Raw genomic sequence first — 16,127 nt, forward strand, 5'->3', positions numbered from 1 at the left:
TATATGTAAATACCGCAGCAGCTGACATTGAGATGATGCCGAGGATCAAAAAGAGATACGGCGATCTTATTGGTGCGTTCCAATTAGGCATGATGAGCGACCCGTTCCTTAACCTGTACCGTCATGCTCTCAGCTGTAGAGTTGATCGCAAGCAAATGGCAGCGATGAAATTAATCCTTGTTGCTCCCGCTGTTTAGTTGGGGCATTTCGGAGCCTTTGCTTAGGGTGATTAGGCCCGATTTGGCGTAGGTGATGAGTTTGGCGCGGGTGTCGGTGATGTCGAGGTTGCGCATGGTGAGTTGGCCGATGCGGTCGCGGGGGGAGAAGGTGGATTCGCCCTTTTCCATAGTGAGGCGCTCGGGGTGGAAGGTGAGGTTGGGTGAGGCGGTGTTGAGGATGGAGTAGTCGTTGCCGCGGCGGAGTTCGATTGTAACCTCGCCGGTTACAGGTTTGGCGACCCAGCGCTGGGCGGCTTCGCGGAGCATGATGGCCTGGGGGTCGAACCAGCGGCCCTGGTAGAGGAGGCGGCCTAGCTTGCGGCCGCTGTCGCGATACTGCTCGATGGTGTCCTCGTTGTGGATGCCGGTGATGAGGCGCTCGTAGGCGATGAAGAGGAGAGCGAGGCCGGGGGACTCGTAGATGCCGCGGGACTTGGCTTCGATGATGCGGTTTTCGATCTGGTCGCTCATGCCGAGGCCGTGGCGGCCGCCGATTGCGTTGGCTTCGAGCATGAGGGCTACGGGGTCGGAGAGCTCTTTGCCGTTGAGGGCGACAGGAAAACCTTCTTCGAAGCGGACGGTTATCTCTTCGGGTTTGATGGCTACGTCGTCGCGCCAGAAGGCGGTGCCCATGATGGGGGCGACGATCTTCATGCTGGTGGTGAGGAACTCGAGGTCCTTGGCTTCGTGGGTTGCGCCGAGGATGTTGGAGTCGGTGGAGTAGGCTTTTTCGGCGGACATCTTGTAGCCGAAGCCGGCCTTGGTCATGAAGGCGGACATCTCGGCGCGGCCGCCTAGCTCGTCGATGAAGGTGGGGTCGAGCCAGGGCTTGTAGACCTTGAGGTCGGGGTTGACGAGGAGGCCGTAGCGGTAGAAGCGCTCGATGTCGTTGCCTTTGAAGGTGGAGCCGTCGCCCCAGATGTTGACGTCGTCTTCCTTCATCGCCGTCACTAACATTGTCCCAGTTACAGCCCGGCCGATGGGGGTGGTGTTGAAGTAGGTGACGCCGGCGGTGGTGATGTGGAAGGCGCCGGACTGGAGGGCGGCGATGCCTTCGCGGACGAGCGGGCCGCGGCAGTCGATGAGGCGGGCTTTTTCTGCTCCGTACTCGAGGGCTTTGCGGGGGATCTCGTCGTAGTCGGCTTCGTCAGGCTGGCCGAGGTTGGCGGTGTAGGCGTAGGGGAGCGCGCCCTTTTGCTTCATCCAGTGGAGGGCGGCGCTGGTGTCTAGGCCGCCGGAGAAGGCTATGCCGACTTTTCGGCCGACGGGAAGAGTTTCTAGGATTACGGACATTTGATACAGACCTCAATGGTTGATGCAGACTCGTTGATAGGGAGACGTTAATCCAGCATTTAGCAATGCTCTAGAAGGTGATTGTGAATTGTTTCGGAATCGGCTGGACCGTCTCCAATTATGAGAGTTACTTCGTTGCGAAAAGTGTCGGTAATACCACCATCTATACAGAGATTGACCTCATGTGGATTTATCCAAATAACTCTCCCAACAGTAAGGTCGCCCCCGTCCAGCACGAGCAGTTTTTTGGATTTTCCGTGGCGTTCAAGATGAGCGTAAACACGGTTGGTGTCAGAGACCGGTGTGTGTTCACGAGTAGTTTCGACCGTATAGAAGACACCATCTATTGGCGATTTGTAAGTTTCCACGATGGTCGGTTTACCGCAGCCCAATGCGCCTACGACAATGAAGGACATGAATCTAGTGAAAGAGGTCTTCTGCATATTAAGAAATCTATTACGCGATTAGTGCTTCAAATTCGCCCATTGCGCCTTGCTTCGTGACCTCTAGTTGCGTTTGCGGGTTTGGATTCCGCGGTTGCGGCTGTGGGTGGTGCGCTTGGCTCCGCCGAGGAGCATGAGCAGGAGAGCTTTTTGGGCGTGCATGCGGTTTTCGGCCTGGTCGAAGACGGCTGACTGGGGGCCGTCGAGGACGGCGTCGGTGACTTCGGCGTTGCGATGCGCGGGGAGGCAGTGCATGAAGACGGCGTCGGTTTGCGCCTGGGCCATGAGGCCTTCGTTGACCTGGTAGGGCTTGAAGATGGGGGCGCGCTTGGTGGCCTCGTGCTCGAAGCCCATGGAGGTGCAGACGTCGGTGTAGACGGCGTCGGCGCCGGTGACGGCTTTGACGGGATCGTGCGTCAGGGTGATGCTGCCGCCGGTGGTCTCGGCGATCTCCATGGCTTTGTGGATGATGTCGAGCTTTGGAGCGAAGCCTTTGGGCGTGGCTACCGTGCAGTGGGCGCCGAGTTGGGCGGCGGTGAGCATGAGGGAGTGGCAGACGTTGTTGCCGTCGCCGACGTAGGTGAAGCGGAGGCCGGCTGCGGAGCCGAAGCGCTCTTCGAGGGTGAAGAAGTCGGCGATGGCCTGGCACGGGTGCTCGAGGTCGGAGAGGGCGTTGATGACAGGGATCTTGGAGCAGGCGGCGATCTCGGTGATGGTCTCGTGGGCGTAGGTGCGGAGGACCATGATGGACATCCAGCGCTCGATGTTGTGGGCCATGTCGGCGAGGGATTCGCGTTCGCCGAGGGGGGACTGGGTCTGGTCGACGAAGATGGCGTTGCCTCCGAGGGTGTTGATGGCGGTCTCGAAGGTGAGGCGGGTGCGGAGGGAGGCCTTCTCGAAGAACATGACCATCTGGCGGGCGTCGAGGGCGTGACGGAAGTCTTCGGGGTTGGCTTTGACGGCGTGGGCGAGCTCCATGATGGCGGCCATCTCCTGGACGGTGACGTCGGAGATGGAACAGACGTCGCGGCCGCAGAGGCGCTTGGAGGCTTCGCTGAAGGCGGTGTCGGACTGGATGCCGAGGGTGGCGTGACGAGCGGGGGCGAAGTTTTCGGCTTCGGGCCTGGAGTTTATCAGGGCGGGGTTCATGATGACGGTTTTGCTACCCATTGGCTTTTTCTCCTGCCGGTGCTGTGCCGACGTAGGCTGAGCTGAAGATCTCGTCGAATGCTTTGACGGCGGTCTCGACGTGTTGACGCTCGAGAAGGAAGGGAGGGAGAAGGCGGAGGACCGTTTCGCTGGTGCGATTGATGATGATGCGGCGCTCGAGCATCTGGGCGACGACGCGCTGGGCGAGGTCGGAGGAGTTGAGCTCGATGCCCAGCATGAGGCCCTTGCCGCGGACGTCGGTGATGCAGTCGTGGCGTTTGGCGAGTTGTGTGAGCTGGTCGTGGAAGTGTGCGCCGACTTCGTTGATGTGGGCGATGAGGTTGTCGCGCTTGATGGTGTCGATGACGGCGATGGCGACGGCGCAGGCGAGCGGGTTGCCGCCGAAGGTGGTGCCGTGCATGCCGGGGGTGATGGCTTCGGCTGCGGCGTTGGTGCAGAGCATCGCGCCCATGGGGATGCCGTTGGCGATGGGCTTGGCGACGGTGGTGATGTCGGGGAGGATGCCGTAGTGCTGGTAGGCAAACCATTTGCCAGTGCGTCCCATGCCGGATTGGATCTCGTCGGCGATGAGAAGGGCTCCAGTCGAGTCGCAGAGTTCTCTTGCTGCTGCGAAGAACTCTTGCGAGACAGGATGGATGCCGCCTTCACCCTGGATGGGCTCGATGCAGATGGCGCAGATTTCTGGAGAAAACTTTGCGCGGAGGTCGGCTACGTCGTTGAAGCGGACGAAGTCGACGCCGGGCATGACGGGCATGAAGGGCTCGCGATATTTTTCTTTGGCAGTGGTGGCGACGGAGCCCATGGTTCGGCCGTGAAAGCTGTGGTCGAGCGCGAGGAACTTTGTGCCGACGTTGCGGCCCTTTGAGCGGAGGAGGCCAGCGTGTGCGCGGGCGAGCTTGAGTGCAGCTTCCCATGCTTCGGTCCCGCTGTTGGTGAAGAAGGCGCGGTCGAGGCCGGTGATTTCGGTGAGGCGAAGGGCGAGTTCGGCTGTGTGCTCGTGGAAGAAGAGGTTCGAGGTGTGGATGAGGCGCTTCGACTGGCGCGTGATTGCCTCTTCGACGGCGGGGTGGCTGTAGCCGAGACCGCAGACACCGATGCCGCTGAGGAGGTCGAGGTAGTCGTTGCCATTCTCGTCGCGCAGATGCACGCCCTCGCCGCTGACGAAGAGGATGGGGTTTCGCTCGTAGGTGTTGAGGAGCAGGTTCTTCTCTGCTGCCTGGATGGATTGCAAGGTGTTCATGCGACCATGACCTCCGTTCCGTCATTGACCCGCGTGGAGACGAGGTCAGGTAGTAGAGATGCAGCTTCTGCCGGGAGAATTCGCACGCGCTTGACGCCGTGGGTGAGGGCTTCGCGGCAGGCGTTGAGCTTGGGGAGCATACCGCCGGAGACGACCTGCGCTTTTTCCATGGCGGGAATCTGGGCGAGTGTGAGCCAGCGCATGACGTTGCCGTCAGCACCCTTGACTCCGGGGACGTCGGTGAGGAAGACGAGCGTGTCGGCTTTGGTGCCGATGGCGCAGGCTGCGGCCATCTCGTCGGCGTTGATGTTGTAGTATTCGCCGTCGAAGCCGAGGGCGATGGAGGAGATGACCGGGACGGCGCCCATGGTCCAGATGGCTTCGAGCCACTTGGGATCCATGGCGGCGATCTCGCCGACGAAGCCGAGGTCGGGTGTGGTTTTTTTCTTGCGTGCGCGGAAGACGTGGCCGTCGCCGCCGGAGAGGCCGACGGCGGACTGGCCATGTGAGCCGACGGCAGCTACGAGCGATTTGTTGACGCGGCCGGCGAGGACCATGAGGGCAGCGTCGCGAGTCTCGGCGTCGGTGATGCGGAGGCCGGAGATGAACTCGCTCTTCTTGCCCATCTGGGCGAGGGTGCGGGTTAACTGAACGCCCCCACCGTGGACGACGGCGACCTGATTGCCGTCGGCGACGAGCTCGGCGATTGCTTTGCCGCAGGCGTGCAGGATCTTCGGGTCCTCGAGAGCGGCACCGCCTAGTTTGACGACGAATCTCACAGCAAGCCCTCCTCTTCGTTCCATCCACACATCAGGTTGAGGTTTTGTACTGCCTGCCCGGCGGCTCCCTTGAGGAGGTTGTCGAGGCAGGAGACCATGATGAGACGGTGGCCGTCTGCGGCGAGGGCAAAGCCGATGTCGCAGAAGTTGGTGCGGACGACGTGTTGGATCTCGGGCAATTGCGGTGTGGTGTGAAGCCTGACCAAAGGACTGTGCTGGTAGAAGTTCTGGAGCGCTTCGGTGACTACTGTTGCGTTGGATGGCTGCCTGAGGCGAAGGTAGATCGTGGACAGGATGCCGCGGGGAATGGGTAGTAGATGCGGGGTGAACTGGATCTGATCCGACTGCAGATGGAGTTGTTCGAGTAGTTCTCCGGTATGTCGATGTCCGAAGACCGCATAGGCCGAGAGATTGTCGGCGGCGTACATGAAGTGAGTTTTGGAGGTGGGTGCTTTGCCAGCGCCGCTGACACCGGACTTGGCGTCGCAGATGATGCCGTGATCGAGATCGACGAGGCCCGCCTGAACGAGCGGGGCGAGAGCGAGGATGGCGGATGTGGCGTAGCAGCCTGGGTTGGCGACGAGGCGGGCGCTGCGGATATCGTCGCGGTGCAGCTCGGGGGAGCCGTAGACGGCTTCGGACTGAAGCTGGGCGGCGTGCTCGGCGTTGGTGTCTTTGAGTTTGTAGATGGCGCGGTTTGTGGTCTGGTGGAGACGCCATGCGCCGCTGAGATCGATGACTCGGATACCGCGTTCGATGGCTTCGGGGACCCACTCGCGGGATTGCTCGTGTGGTGTGGCGAGAAAGAGGATTTGGGTGCCCGAGTCTGCGAGTTTTTGCCAGCCGAAGGGATGAACCTCGTTCTTCTTGCGGCTTCCCGGGGTTGCGAGGTGCGGGTGCAGGTCTTCGAGGTGAGTGGAGGCGGTGGTTTCAGCCTCGCCAGCACGGCCCAGAAAGATTGGGGGTGTTTTGCGCAGGCGCGGATGGTGAAGGAGAAGGCGCGCGAGTTCGCCGCCCGCGTAGCCGCCTACGCCCACGACCGCGATGCGGGGTACCGTCGTTCGCGTCTCTTCCTGTTCGAGTACGGATGTTGTCGCTGGATTAGCCAAGATAGCCTTCGATTCGTGTCTTTAGAAGAGCTGCCTGCTTCTCGTCTGGGCAGATGATGAGGACGGTGTCGTCGCCGGCGATGGTGCCGATGACCTCGGGCCAGTCTTCATAGTCAATGCCAGCGGCGATGGGCTGGGCGCTTCCTGTGGTTGTGACGAGGACGAGGAGGTTGAGTGCCTGTCGTACCTCGAGGCCGAAGCTTTCGAGGACCTCGCGGATTCCGGGGAGGGCGTCTTCGTCCGAGTCGTTTCCTCCGGGGAGCGAATAACCGGTCGGTCCTTTATTTAATCGTAGTTCGTGAATATCGCGCGATAATGTTGCTTGAGTGACATGAAACCCGCGTCCGGCTAGTTTTCGACGTAACTCGTCCTGGCTGGTGACGGCAGTCTTGACCAGCAACTCTCGAATTACGGCGTGACGCTGTTGTTTCATGGATTTGTTTTACCTTTTCTCGTGTATTTAAGTCGTCAACGGTAGCTCAATTTGTCGCTTCAATCGCTCTGTATATTTATACATTATTTGTGTATATTTATGCACAGCGTCTCAAGTAATTCTTTTGAAGCAACGCTCCATAAAATTGGAAGGGGTCGTAACCGAGCATGTTGTTCCGGGTACGACGTATAGTGAAGCATGGAACGGTCTCTTGCAGCTAGCCTGAACCCTACTCGCGGAAGTGTGGGTATGTCTTCCGGAGCTTCGCCGTCGTTGGTGGACGAGCGGTTTGACCATGATTCGTGTGGTGTGGGGTTTGTCGCCTCAGTTGATGCTTCGCCTTCGCATGGGATTCTGGAGCAGGCGCTAACTGCGCTTGCGAGGCTTGCTCACAGGGGAGCGACCGCTGCAGATGGAAAGAGCAGCGATGGCGTTGGCGTGATGACGGCGGTTCCGCGGTCTTTGCTAGTCAAAGCCGCAAGTCTTGCGATTAGTGATACGCAGTTGCTGGGCGTGGGAATGTTGCTTATTCCTGTCGACGAGACGCGTGCTGAGGAGGTGCTGGAGCGTTGTCTGCTCTCGCATGACTTCGAGATTCTTTGTTGGCGCGATGTGCCGGTGCGTACGGAGTGGCTGGGTGAGATGGCGTTGGGCACGATGCCGAAGATTCGTCAGGTGTTGATCGTCGACCGCGAGGACGCGGAGCCGGGGACGATGGAGCGGCGGCTATATCTTGCGCGGAAGCAGTTTGAGCGGGCGCACGAGCAGGGGGATGTGACGGGATACGTGTGCTCGTTGTCGTCGCAGACGCTTGTCTACAAGGCGATGTGTACGGGTGAGTTCCTGCCGCATTTTTATCCGGATTTGGCGTCGGAGGATTACAACACGCCGTTTGCGGTGTTTCATCAGCGCTACGCGACGAATACGTTGCCGACGTGGCATCGGGCACAGCCTGGGCGGAAGCTTGGACATAACGGCGAGATCAATACGGTGTGGGGAAATCGTGCCCGGATGGCGGCTCGCGATTCTACGCTGCCGGTGGAGTGCAAGCCGGTTTTGACGCAGGGCGGAACGGACTCTACGAGTCTCGATGAGGCGGTGGAACTGCTGTCGCAGAATGGACGGACGCTGGCGGAGGCGATTCGTATGCTGCTGCCTCCTGCGACGGATGGGCATCATCTCTCTTCGTTCCTGCGGTATCACACGGATTGTGCGGAGCCTTGGGACGGTCCGGCGGCGATTGCGTTCAGCGATGGGCGGATTGTGGGTGCGGCTCTCGATCGGAATGGACTGCGGCCTTGTCGATTCGCGGTGACAAGCAAAGGGTTAGTGGTTGCTGGGTCGGAGGCGGGATTGGTGGATCTCGATCCGGAAGAGGTGACGCATAGCGGGCGGTTGGGGCCGGGGCAGATGTTGGTGGTCGATCTCGAGAGCCACAAAGTTTATGAGGATGAGGAGTTGCTGGAGTTGTTCGATGCGGGCGCGACGTACGCGAAGCTCGCTGAGGAGACTCCGCTGGTTGGCGTAGCTACTGCGGCGGTTGATTCGGGTGCCTTGAGTGCGGCGCAGAGGGGCTTCGGTTATACGCGGGAAGATGTGAAGATGATCCTGCAGCCGATGGCGGTCGAGGGCAAGGATGCTGTGTGGTCGATGGGCGACGATACGCCGCTGGCGTTTCTTGCTCGGTCTCCGCGGCCTGTGTATGCGTATTTCCGACAGCGATTTGCGCAGGTGACGAATCCAGCGATCGATCCGCTGCGCGAGGCTTGCGTGGTGTCGCTGCATACGCGGCTCGGGCCGTGGCCTCACATGCTGGATAAGAATGCGCCACTGCCTGGTTTGTCGGTGCCTTCACCATTCTTGTCGCTGGGGCAGGTTGAGGCGCTGCGGAAGGGCGAGTATCCGCATACGGCGGAGCTGAAGCTGGCTGAGTTGCAGGCTGTGTTTGGCGTTGAGAAGGCGCTGACGCAAGGGCTCGACGATATTTGCATGCAGGCGATCAAGCTGGTGCGCGAGGGCGCGCGGATTTTGCTGCTCTCGGATCGTAGTGCGAGTGCGGAGAAGCTACCGATACCGATGGCGATGGCTACCGGGGCGGTGCATCAGGCGCTGGTGTCGGCTGGGTTGAGAACGCTGGCTGGGCTTGCGGTTGAGGCGGGTGATTGTCGCGATATTCACCATGCGGCGGTGTTGATTGGATATGGCGCTGGGGTGGTGTGTCCGTGGCTGGCGCTGGAGACCGGGATGAGTCTCGCTCCCGCGGATACGGATGTGGTGGAAGCTGAGCGGAAGATGATGAAGTCGCTCGATGCCGGACTGGCGAAGGTGATGTCGAAGATGGGCATCTCCGTTGTGGATAGTTATCGCGGGGCGCATCTGTTCGATATTCTCGGTCTGCATTCGAGTGTAGTGGCGCGGTGCTTTGTAGGTACGCCGGCGCCGCTTTCTGGTGTAGGGTTTGCCGAGGTGGAGCGACAACTGCGACAGACCTGGGTGACGGGCGAGGCTGCTGCTCCGGCTTCGGCTGAGCTACCGGACTATGGCTGGGTGCGATTCAGGAAGGCAGATGTGTCGGAGCCGCATGCTTGGCAGCCGCCAACAGTGAAGGCGTTGCAGTCTGTTGTGGGGAGTGCGCGCAATGTGCCGCAGCCTACGGATCCTGCGGGCGCGTTTGCGATCTACACCAAGGATGTTATTGGGCGTGATCCTGCGGTGTTGCGCGATCTGCTCGAGATTCGTCCGGCGGGGCCTGAGATTGGGTTGGGTGATGTGGAGACGCCAGCGAGTTTGTGCAAGCGGTTTGTGGCAAGCGCGATGTCGCTGGGTTCGTTGAGCCCGGAGGCTCACCAGACGATAACGGCTGCGATGAATATGCTGGGTGGCCGCTCAAATACGGGGGAAGGCGGCGAGGACTCTTCGGTCTATCGTGTGCAGCCTGTTGGGCCGGACAGAGGTAGTTCGGGCGATGGAGCGAATCTGCTGGCTCGGTCGGGAGGCGGGACTGCGATTGCTGAGCCTGCGATTGAGGCGCCTGCAGTGCATGTTTCGCTGAATAACAAGATCAAGCAGGTTGCGTCGGGACGGTTCGGAGTGACGGCGGAGTATCTGTCGTATGCGGAGGAGATCGAGATCAAGGTTGCCCAAGGGGCGAAGCCCGGCGAGGGTGGGCAGTTGCCGGGGCACAAGGTCAGTGGGTTGATTGCGAGGCTTCGTCATGCGCAGCCTGGGGTGTCGCTGATCTCACCGCCGCCGCACCATGATATTTACTCGATTGAGGATCTGGCTCAATTGATCTACGACTTGAAGCGGGTAAATCCGCGTGCTGCCGTTGGGGTGAAGCTGGTCTCGGGTTGTGGTGTGGGTACGGTTGCCGCAGGTGTTGCGAAGGCTTATGCAGACTTTATCGTGATCGCTGGAAATACGGGCGGGACGGGAGCGGCGGCGCTTTCGAGCATCAAGTATGCGGGCAATCCGTGGGAGCTTGGGCTGGCTGAGGCGCAGCAGGTGCTGATGCAGAACGGCATGCGTGGGCGAGTACGGTTGCGGACTGATGGCGGTCTGGCGACGGCGCGGGATATTTTGATTGCGGCGTTGCTGGGTGCGGATGAGTATGCGTTTGGCACGGCGGTGCTGGTGGTGCTGGGTTGCGATATGGCGCGACAGTGTCACCTGAATACGTGTCCGACGGGGATTGCTACGCAGAAGCCCGAGTTGCGGGCGAAGTTCCGTGGGAAGCCGGAGCATGTGGTGCGATTCTTTGAGCAGCTTTCCGGGGATCTGCAGCATCTGCTGGCACGATATGGATTGCCTTCGATTGAGGCGGCGATTGGGCGGTCGGATCTGTTGGAGCAGGTTCGGTTTGATGGGAACCTAGATCTGCAGCCGATGCTGACTCAGGTGTCGGATGGGCCGCGCCAGTTTATGGGGGTGAGGAATAACCAGCCGTTGGCGTCCGCTCCGCTCGATGAAGAGTGGGTTGCGCCTGCGATGACTGCAGTGGATGCTGGTAAGCCGTTTGTGGTGGACTCCAAGATTGCGAACTGCGACCGGGCTGTTGGTTCACGGTTGGCAGGTGAGTTGGCGGTGCGTCGTGCGCAGGGCGAGCTTGCTGCGGATGTCACGTTCAATCTGCATGGGACGGCTGGGCAGTCGTTTGGCGCGTTCACGGTTGATGGGATGAAGCTGGTGCTCGATGGGCAGGCGAATGACTTTGTTGGCAAAGGTCTATCGGGTGGGGAACTGGTGATTCGAGCGCGTGGATTGGCGGCGAAGGATAGTGGGAATCACGTAATTCTAGGGAACGTTGCTTTGTACGGTGCGACCTCAGGTCGGTTGTTTGCGGCTGGGCGTGCGGGAGAGCGATTTGCGGTTCGTAACTCCGGAGCTACGGCTGTGGTTGAAGGTGTGGGAGACCATGGTTGCGAGTACATGACTGGCGGCACTGTGGTGATCCTTGGTCGAGTTGGAATGAACTTTGGTGCGGGTATGACAGGTGGTTTGGGGTGGGTTCTGGATGCTGATCGTTCCTTCGTTTCTGGCAAGAGGTATCACCCGGAGTTTATTGATGCCGAATCGTTTAGCCTAGTTTCTGCTGAGTCGCAAGAGAGCCTGAAGTCGCTGATTGAAGAGCACGTGAGTCGTTCGGGTAGTGGTCTTGGGCAGGAGATGCTTCTGAACTGGCCGGAGCGGGCTACAGCGTTTGTTCGGTTGACTCCTAAACCACAGGCTTAAGGTTTTGGGGCGAATTGATTTCAGTCTTGCTGCACGCAGGCGTGACTGATTTGCCCCAATCGCTTGTCTGCTGATTTCGAATTGCCTGTTCGTTTCGATGACACTCAGCTTGGACCAGTGAATACTTCGACTCTTTCTGGAGACGTGAAAAGTGCATAAAGATCCATTTTGTTCGAGTGAATGACAGTTCATTCTTGGCAAACTCTCGCCGATTCATTAGAGTGACGGCACCGGAGATTTCCGGTTTGAGGCCTGGACTGAAACGGATAGCTAAGAAGACGAGGCCTGATTCAACCGTAAAGGTGGCACCGGCAACAGGGCCGGGAAGCGAGAAGTATCAGCGCATTCTGGATGCGGCGGTGGAGGTGATCGCTGAACGGGGCTACTTCAGCTCACCGGTGAGTGCCATCGCCAAACGTGCCGGGGTGGCAGACGGCACGGTCTATCTCTACTTCAAGAGCAAAGATGATGTGCTGCGGACGGCGATTGATTCGACGTTCGACAAGTTTCATCGTCAGGTTCAGGAAGAGTTCAAGACACTGCATGGGCCCAGGGAGCAGTTGGAGTACATTGCACAGGTTCATCTGGAGAGCCATGCGGTGAACCGAAATATGGCGATCTTAATGCAGACCGAGGTGCGGCAGAGTGCGCGGTTTATCGCTGAGTTCTCGCATCATCATCTGGTGAAGTACATCCAGGTGGTTCGTGAGGTGGTGCGGAGGGGGCAGCAGGAGGGAATCTTTCGACGCGATGTCTCAGATGGCGTTGTGGCTCATTGCATGTTTGGGGCGATCGATGAGCTGCTGAGTTCTGCAGTGTTCACAGGACGCGTCTATGATTCGAAGTCGACGGCTGCGCAGGTGATGGATGTGTTGTTGAGTGGGATTCAGGCGAAATGATTGCATCTGTGCTGGAATGCTGCGCTTGTGCGAGAGCAGATTTGTGCGCTGCAAGATGACAGATAGTGAATAGAAACGAAGATTCAAGGTCATTAACAAGGCTTGTAGTGAAATTTGGAGATGAATGATGTTTGATCTGGCAACAGTGAACGATGCTTTTGGGATGGTTTCGGGGCGTGGCGATCGTACGGTGATGATGGCGCAGGGTGCGGACGGGACCTGGACGCCGATTAGTTCCAGTGAACTGTATGGGCGGGTGCGGGCGCTGGCTGATGTGTTGCGTGGTTGGGGAGTGGTGAAGGGCGATCGTGTGGCGATTCTGTCGGAGAACCGCTGGGAGTGGGCGGTGACAGACTTTGCGGCGTTGGCTGTGGGAGGCGTGGATGTCCCTCTCTATCCGACGCTGACGCCGGAGCAGATTGGTTACATGTTGCGGGACTCAGGCGCGAAGGTGGCGGTGCTCTCGTCGCGGGAGCAGTACGACAAGCTGTCGGCTGCGGGGGATCTGCCGGAGCTTGAGCATGTGGTGGTGATGGATGCGGGGGAGTTTGCGAATGCGGAGAGCTTCAGCGCGTTGATGGAAGGTGCGTCGACGAAGAAGCAGAAGGATGCTGGATTCGACGCGATGTTGAAGGGGGCGCGACCGGAGGATTTGGCGACGATTATCTACACGTCGGGTACGACGGGTGAGCCGAAGGGCGTGATGTTGACGCATGGGAATCTCGCGAGCAATGTGAACTATTCAACGGGAAAGATGGGGTTCGATGCGGAGGATTGCTGTATCTCGTTTTTGCCACTGTCGCATGTGACGGCGCGGCATACGGACTATGCGCTGCTGTGTCATGGGGTGAAGCTGGCTTACTGCGCGAAGTTCGATCAGTTGCCGGTAGCGATGAAGGTTGTGAGACCGACGGTGTTTTTGGCGGTGCCGCGAGTGTACGAGAAGATTAGGCATGCGGTGCAGGGCAAGTCGGCTGCGTCGCCGGCGAAGCTGAAGATATTGAACTGGGCGCTGGCAGTGGGGAAGAAGCATCGGGCGGAGATATTGGTGGGGAAGACGCCGAGTGCGCTGAGCTGGAAGATTGCGAACAAGCTGGTGTATTCGAAGATTCTTGAGGCGTTTGGCGGGCGCGCTAAAGTGTTTATCTCGGGTGGCGCGCCGCTGGGGATGGAGTCGGCTGGGTGGTTTGCGGATGTGGGGATTCGCATCTTTGAGGGGTATGGACTGACGGAGACTTCGCCGGTGATTGCGGTGAACTATCCAGAGGCTCACCGGATTGGCACTGTGGGGCAGGCGCTGAAGAATGTGCAGTGCCGGTTTGCCGAGGATGGTGAGTTGGAGGTGAAAGGGCCGTCGGTGTTTGCGGGATATTGGAAGAAGGAGAAGGAGACGAAAGAGGCGTTCACTGAGGATGGTTGGTTCAAGACCGGGGATATCGGCGCTATGGACCAGGATGGATTTTTGTCGATTACGGATCGCAAGAAGGAGTTGCTGAAGACGAGCGGTGGAAAGTTGATTGCGCCGCAGCCGATCGAGAATAAGCTGAAGGCGAACTCGCTGGTGGCGGAGGCTGCGCTGGTGGGGGATAAACATAAGTTTGCGTGTGTGTTGATATCGCCGAACTTCGCTGTGTTGGAGGGATGGGCCAAGACGCAAGGGATTTCGACGAGCGATAAGGCGGCTTTGGTGAAGGACGCTAAGGTTGTGAGGGCCTATCAGGAGATCGTGGATAAGGTGAATATGAGCCTGGCGAACTTCGAGAGCATGAAGCGGATGAGTGTCGTTCCGGAGGAGTGGAGCGTGGATGGTGGAACGCTGACTCCTAGTTTAAAGTTGAAGCGACGGGTGATCGAGCAAAAGTATGCGAAGCAGATTGGGGATTTCTATGCGGATGAGGCTACAGCGTCGAGGGGATGATCTCGGAGCTTTGATGGCTGGAGTTCTGCGGGTGCTGGGTGTGGCGGGGTTGGCTTGCGGGATGTGTTTGGCGCAGGTGGGACCGCCGGTATGCGCTGTTCCGGCAGGGAAGCAGGTGCCTAGTCTGCGGCCGACGGTGGGGACGACGAGGCCTTCAGTTGCTGCGGCTGTTGCTACGGCAGAGACTGCTGCGGCGGATCCGTCGATGATCGTGACTGCGGAGCCGATGGAGAACTTTGGGGTGGCGCGGTATCGGCTGGAAGACTATGCCGATTGTGTGGGGACGGGTGGATGCTATTGGGCGGATGTGGATGCTCAGGCGAAGCGAGCTGAAACGGAGCTGAACAGGTTGGTTGCGACGCGGAAGGTAGGCGAGAAGCTGGTGTTGGTGCTCGATATCGATGAGACTTCGCTGACGAACTATTGCGAAATGAAGCGAGAGGACTACGGGTTTATCTCGGTGCCGTTCAATGAGTGGGCTGTGTCGGCTGAGGCGGATATGCCGTTGCCCGGGACGCTGAGGTTGTTCAATGTGGCTCGGGCGGCGGGGATTGACGTGTTTTTTATCACGGGACGGCAGGGGCAGCAGAAGGCGGCTACTGCTAAGAATCTGGAGGCCGCAGGCTATAAGGGATGGAAGGGGCTTGCTCTGCGGGAGGGGCCGCAGAAGACGATGGCAACGGTCGCTTACAAGAGCGAGGAGCGGAAGAAGATCGTGGATGCAGGGTATCGGATTGTGATGAATGTTGGGGATCAGTGGAGCGATCTGAATGGAGATGCCAAGGGAGAGGTGAGCGTGAAGCTTCCGAATCCCTTTTACTATTTGCCTTGATGATTCTTTGAAGCGAGGGCCATGCTGTGGCGACTGTAGTATCCAGAGATATGACGATGTTGCGACGGGCCACGAAGGTCGGTCGGCGGTTTTCGAATCCGGTCCCTACTGTGATTGGTGGCTTGAGCACCATCTTCAAAGTGCTACCGCATTATTTGACCAATAAGGCGGAGACGGTGCCGGTGCGGGCGCTCGGGCCGTTCAAGACGGATGTTTCGGTGTATGGGGCGCCGCCGGAGAGTGGGCTGCGAGTGACCTGGATGGGGCACTCGTCTGTGCTAATTGAGATAGATGGAGTGCGGATGCTGATGGACCCGGTGTGGGATGAACGGGCTTCTCCGATGCGGTGGGCGGGGCCTAAGAGGTTCTTTGCTGCTCCGCTTCGGCTTGAGGATATTCCAGCGGTGGATGTGGTGTTGGTGTCGCATGACCACTATGACCACCTGGGAGAGGCTACGATTCGGGGGCTTGCACGGCTGGAGTCGATGCGTGGAGCGAGGTGGGTGACTTCGCTGGGAGTCGGGGAGGAGCTGCGGAGCTTTGGGGTGAGCGCGGAGAAGATCTCCGAGTTGGATTGGACCGAGAGTGTGACGGTGAATGGGCTGGAGATCACGGCTGTGCCGTCGCGGCACTTCTCGGGGAGGAGCCTGTTCAACCGATTTGAGACGCTTTGGTCTGCGTTTGTGTTGAAGGGGTCGAAGCATAAAGTTTATTTCGGGGCGGATTCTGGGTGGTGGGAGGGTTTTGCGCAGATTGGTGCGGCATATGGACCGTTTGATTTGACGATGCTGGAGATTGGGGCGTTCGATGCACTGTGGGATGCGATTCATCTGGGTCCGGATGGTGCAGCGCGAGCGTTTGAGGCGTTGGGCGGTAAAGGTTTGATGATGCCGATTCATTGGGGGCTGTTCGATTTGGCGTTGCACGCGTGGCGACAGCCGATTGAACGGATGCTGGAGTTGGCGGGTGAGCGGGGGATTCGGCTATGGGCACCGGAGCCGGGGCGACCAACTGAAGTGGTGGCTGAGGAAGAGGTGCGGTCGGATTGGTGGCGGTGAGATT

At 59.2% G+C, this 16,127-nt stretch carries 12 protein-coding genes; 5 read left to right on the forward strand and 7 right to left on the reverse strand.

What is annotated here, in order from left to right:
• Positions 1–170 precede the first annotated feature (170 nt).
• The 7 genes from argG to RBB82_RS18565 form a co-directional block, all read right to left on the reverse strand.
• Positions 171–1,511 (reverse strand): argininosuccinate synthase, encoded by a 1,341-nt coding sequence (argG, locus tag RBB82_RS18535; RefSeq protein ID WP_433972225.1) that lies wholly within the window; start codon positions 1,509–1,511, stop codon positions 171–173.
• Between the two features lie 59 nt (positions 1,512–1,570).
• Complete coding sequence (locus RBB82_RS18540) at positions 1,571–1,927, reverse strand: hypothetical protein (protein WP_433972226.1); 357 nt, start codon at positions 1,925–1,927, stop codon at positions 1,571–1,573.
• Between the two features lie 90 nt (positions 1,928–2,017).
• Entirely contained in the window at positions 2,018–3,124 is a 1,107-nt protein-coding gene (argF, locus tag RBB82_RS18545; protein ID WP_433972227.1) for an ornithine carbamoyltransferase, read from the reverse strand.
• Positions 3,117–4,364 (reverse strand): aspartate aminotransferase family protein, encoded by a 1,248-nt coding sequence (locus RBB82_RS18550; protein ID WP_433972228.1) that lies wholly within the window; start codon positions 4,362–4,364, stop codon positions 3,117–3,119. Before RBB82_RS18550 ends, argF begins: the two co-directional genes overlap by 8 nt.
• Entirely contained in the window at positions 4,361–5,143 is a 783-nt protein-coding gene (argB, locus tag RBB82_RS18555) for an acetylglutamate kinase (protein WP_433972229.1), read from the reverse strand. Before argB ends, RBB82_RS18550 begins: the two co-directional genes overlap by 4 nt.
• Complete coding sequence (argC, locus tag RBB82_RS18560; protein WP_433972230.1) at positions 5,140–6,252, reverse strand: N-acetyl-gamma-glutamyl-phosphate reductase; 1,113 nt, start codon at positions 6,250–6,252, stop codon at positions 5,140–5,142. Before argC ends, argB begins: the two co-directional genes overlap by 4 nt.
• Positions 6,245–6,685, reverse strand: coding sequence for an arginine repressor (locus RBB82_RS18565; protein WP_433972231.1), 441 nt, complete (start codon positions 6,683–6,685; stop codon positions 6,245–6,247). Before RBB82_RS18565 ends, argC begins: the two co-directional genes overlap by 8 nt.
• A gap of 249 nt (positions 6,686–6,934) precedes the next feature.
• Between RBB82_RS18565 and RBB82_RS18570 the strand changes: the two genes are divergently transcribed.
• The 5 genes from RBB82_RS18570 to RBB82_RS18590 all read left to right on the forward strand — a co-directional run bounded on the left by RBB82_RS18570 (position 6,935) and on the right by RBB82_RS18590 (position 16,123).
• Complete coding sequence (locus RBB82_RS18570; protein ID WP_433972232.1) at positions 6,935–11,416, forward strand: glutamate synthase-related protein; 4,482 nt, start codon at positions 6,935–6,937, stop codon at positions 11,414–11,416.
• Positions 11,417–11,661: 245 nt separating this feature from the next.
• Positions 11,662–12,315: a TetR/AcrR family transcriptional regulator gene (locus RBB82_RS18575; RefSeq protein WP_433972233.1), complete on the forward strand. Its 654-nt coding sequence runs from the start codon at positions 11,662–11,664 to the stop codon at positions 12,313–12,315.
• A 124-nt stretch (positions 12,316–12,439) separates the two neighbouring features.
• Positions 12,440–14,233 carry an AMP-dependent synthetase/ligase gene (locus RBB82_RS18580; RefSeq protein WP_433972234.1) on the forward strand — a complete coding sequence of 598 codons (1,794 nt, stop codon included), beginning with the start codon at positions 12,440–12,442 and terminating at the stop codon, positions 14,231–14,233.
• Positions 14,234–14,246: 13 nt separating this feature from the next.
• A complete protein-coding gene (locus RBB82_RS18585; protein WP_433972235.1) occupies positions 14,247–15,065 on the forward strand; it encodes an HAD family acid phosphatase in 819 nt (272 codons plus the stop codon).
• A 56-nt stretch (positions 15,066–15,121) separates the two neighbouring features.
• Positions 15,122–16,123: an MBL fold metallo-hydrolase gene (locus RBB82_RS18590; protein ID WP_433972236.1), complete on the forward strand. Its 1,002-nt coding sequence runs from the start codon at positions 15,122–15,124 to the stop codon at positions 16,121–16,123.
• The last annotated feature ends 4 nt before the right edge of the window (positions 16,124–16,127 follow it).

The organism is Tunturiibacter lichenicola (assembly GCF_051013355.1).
GTDB classification, from domain to species: domain Bacteria; phylum Acidobacteriota; class Terriglobia; order Terriglobales; family Acidobacteriaceae; genus Edaphobacter; species Edaphobacter lichenicola_F.

Excerpts from the sequence above, each read along its gene's own strand:
- argG (WP_433972225.1), bottom strand. The coding sequence starts at position 1,511 with ATGTCCGTAATCCTAGAAACTCTTCCCGTCGGCCGAAAAGTCGGCATA.
- RBB82_RS18540 (WP_433972226.1), bottom strand. The coding sequence starts at position 1,927 with ATGTCCTTCATTGTCGTAGGCGCATTGGGCTGCGGTAAACCGACCATC.
- argF (WP_433972227.1), bottom strand. The coding sequence starts at position 3,124 with ATGGGTAGCAAAACCGTCATCATGAACCCCGCCCTGATAAACTCCAGG.
- RBB82_RS18550 (WP_433972228.1), bottom strand. The coding sequence starts at position 4,364 with ATGAACACCTTGCAATCCATCCAGGCAGCAGAGAAGAACCTGCTCCTC.
- RBB82_RS18565 (WP_433972231.1), bottom strand. The coding sequence starts at position 6,685 with ATGAAACAACAGCGTCACGCCGTAATTCGAGAGTTGCTGGTCAAGACT.
- RBB82_RS18570 (WP_433972232.1), top strand. The coding sequence starts at position 6,935 with ATGTCTTCCGGAGCTTCGCCGTCGTTGGTGGACGAGCGGTTTGACCAT.
- RBB82_RS18580 (WP_433972234.1), top strand. The coding sequence starts at position 12,440 with ATGATGTTTGATCTGGCAACAGTGAACGATGCTTTTGGGATGGTTTCG.
- RBB82_RS18585 (WP_433972235.1), top strand. The coding sequence starts at position 14,247 with ATGGCTGGAGTTCTGCGGGTGCTGGGTGTGGCGGGGTTGGCTTGCGGG.
- RBB82_RS18590 (WP_433972236.1), top strand. The coding sequence starts at position 15,122 with ATGTTGCGACGGGCCACGAAGGTCGGTCGGCGGTTTTCGAATCCGGTC.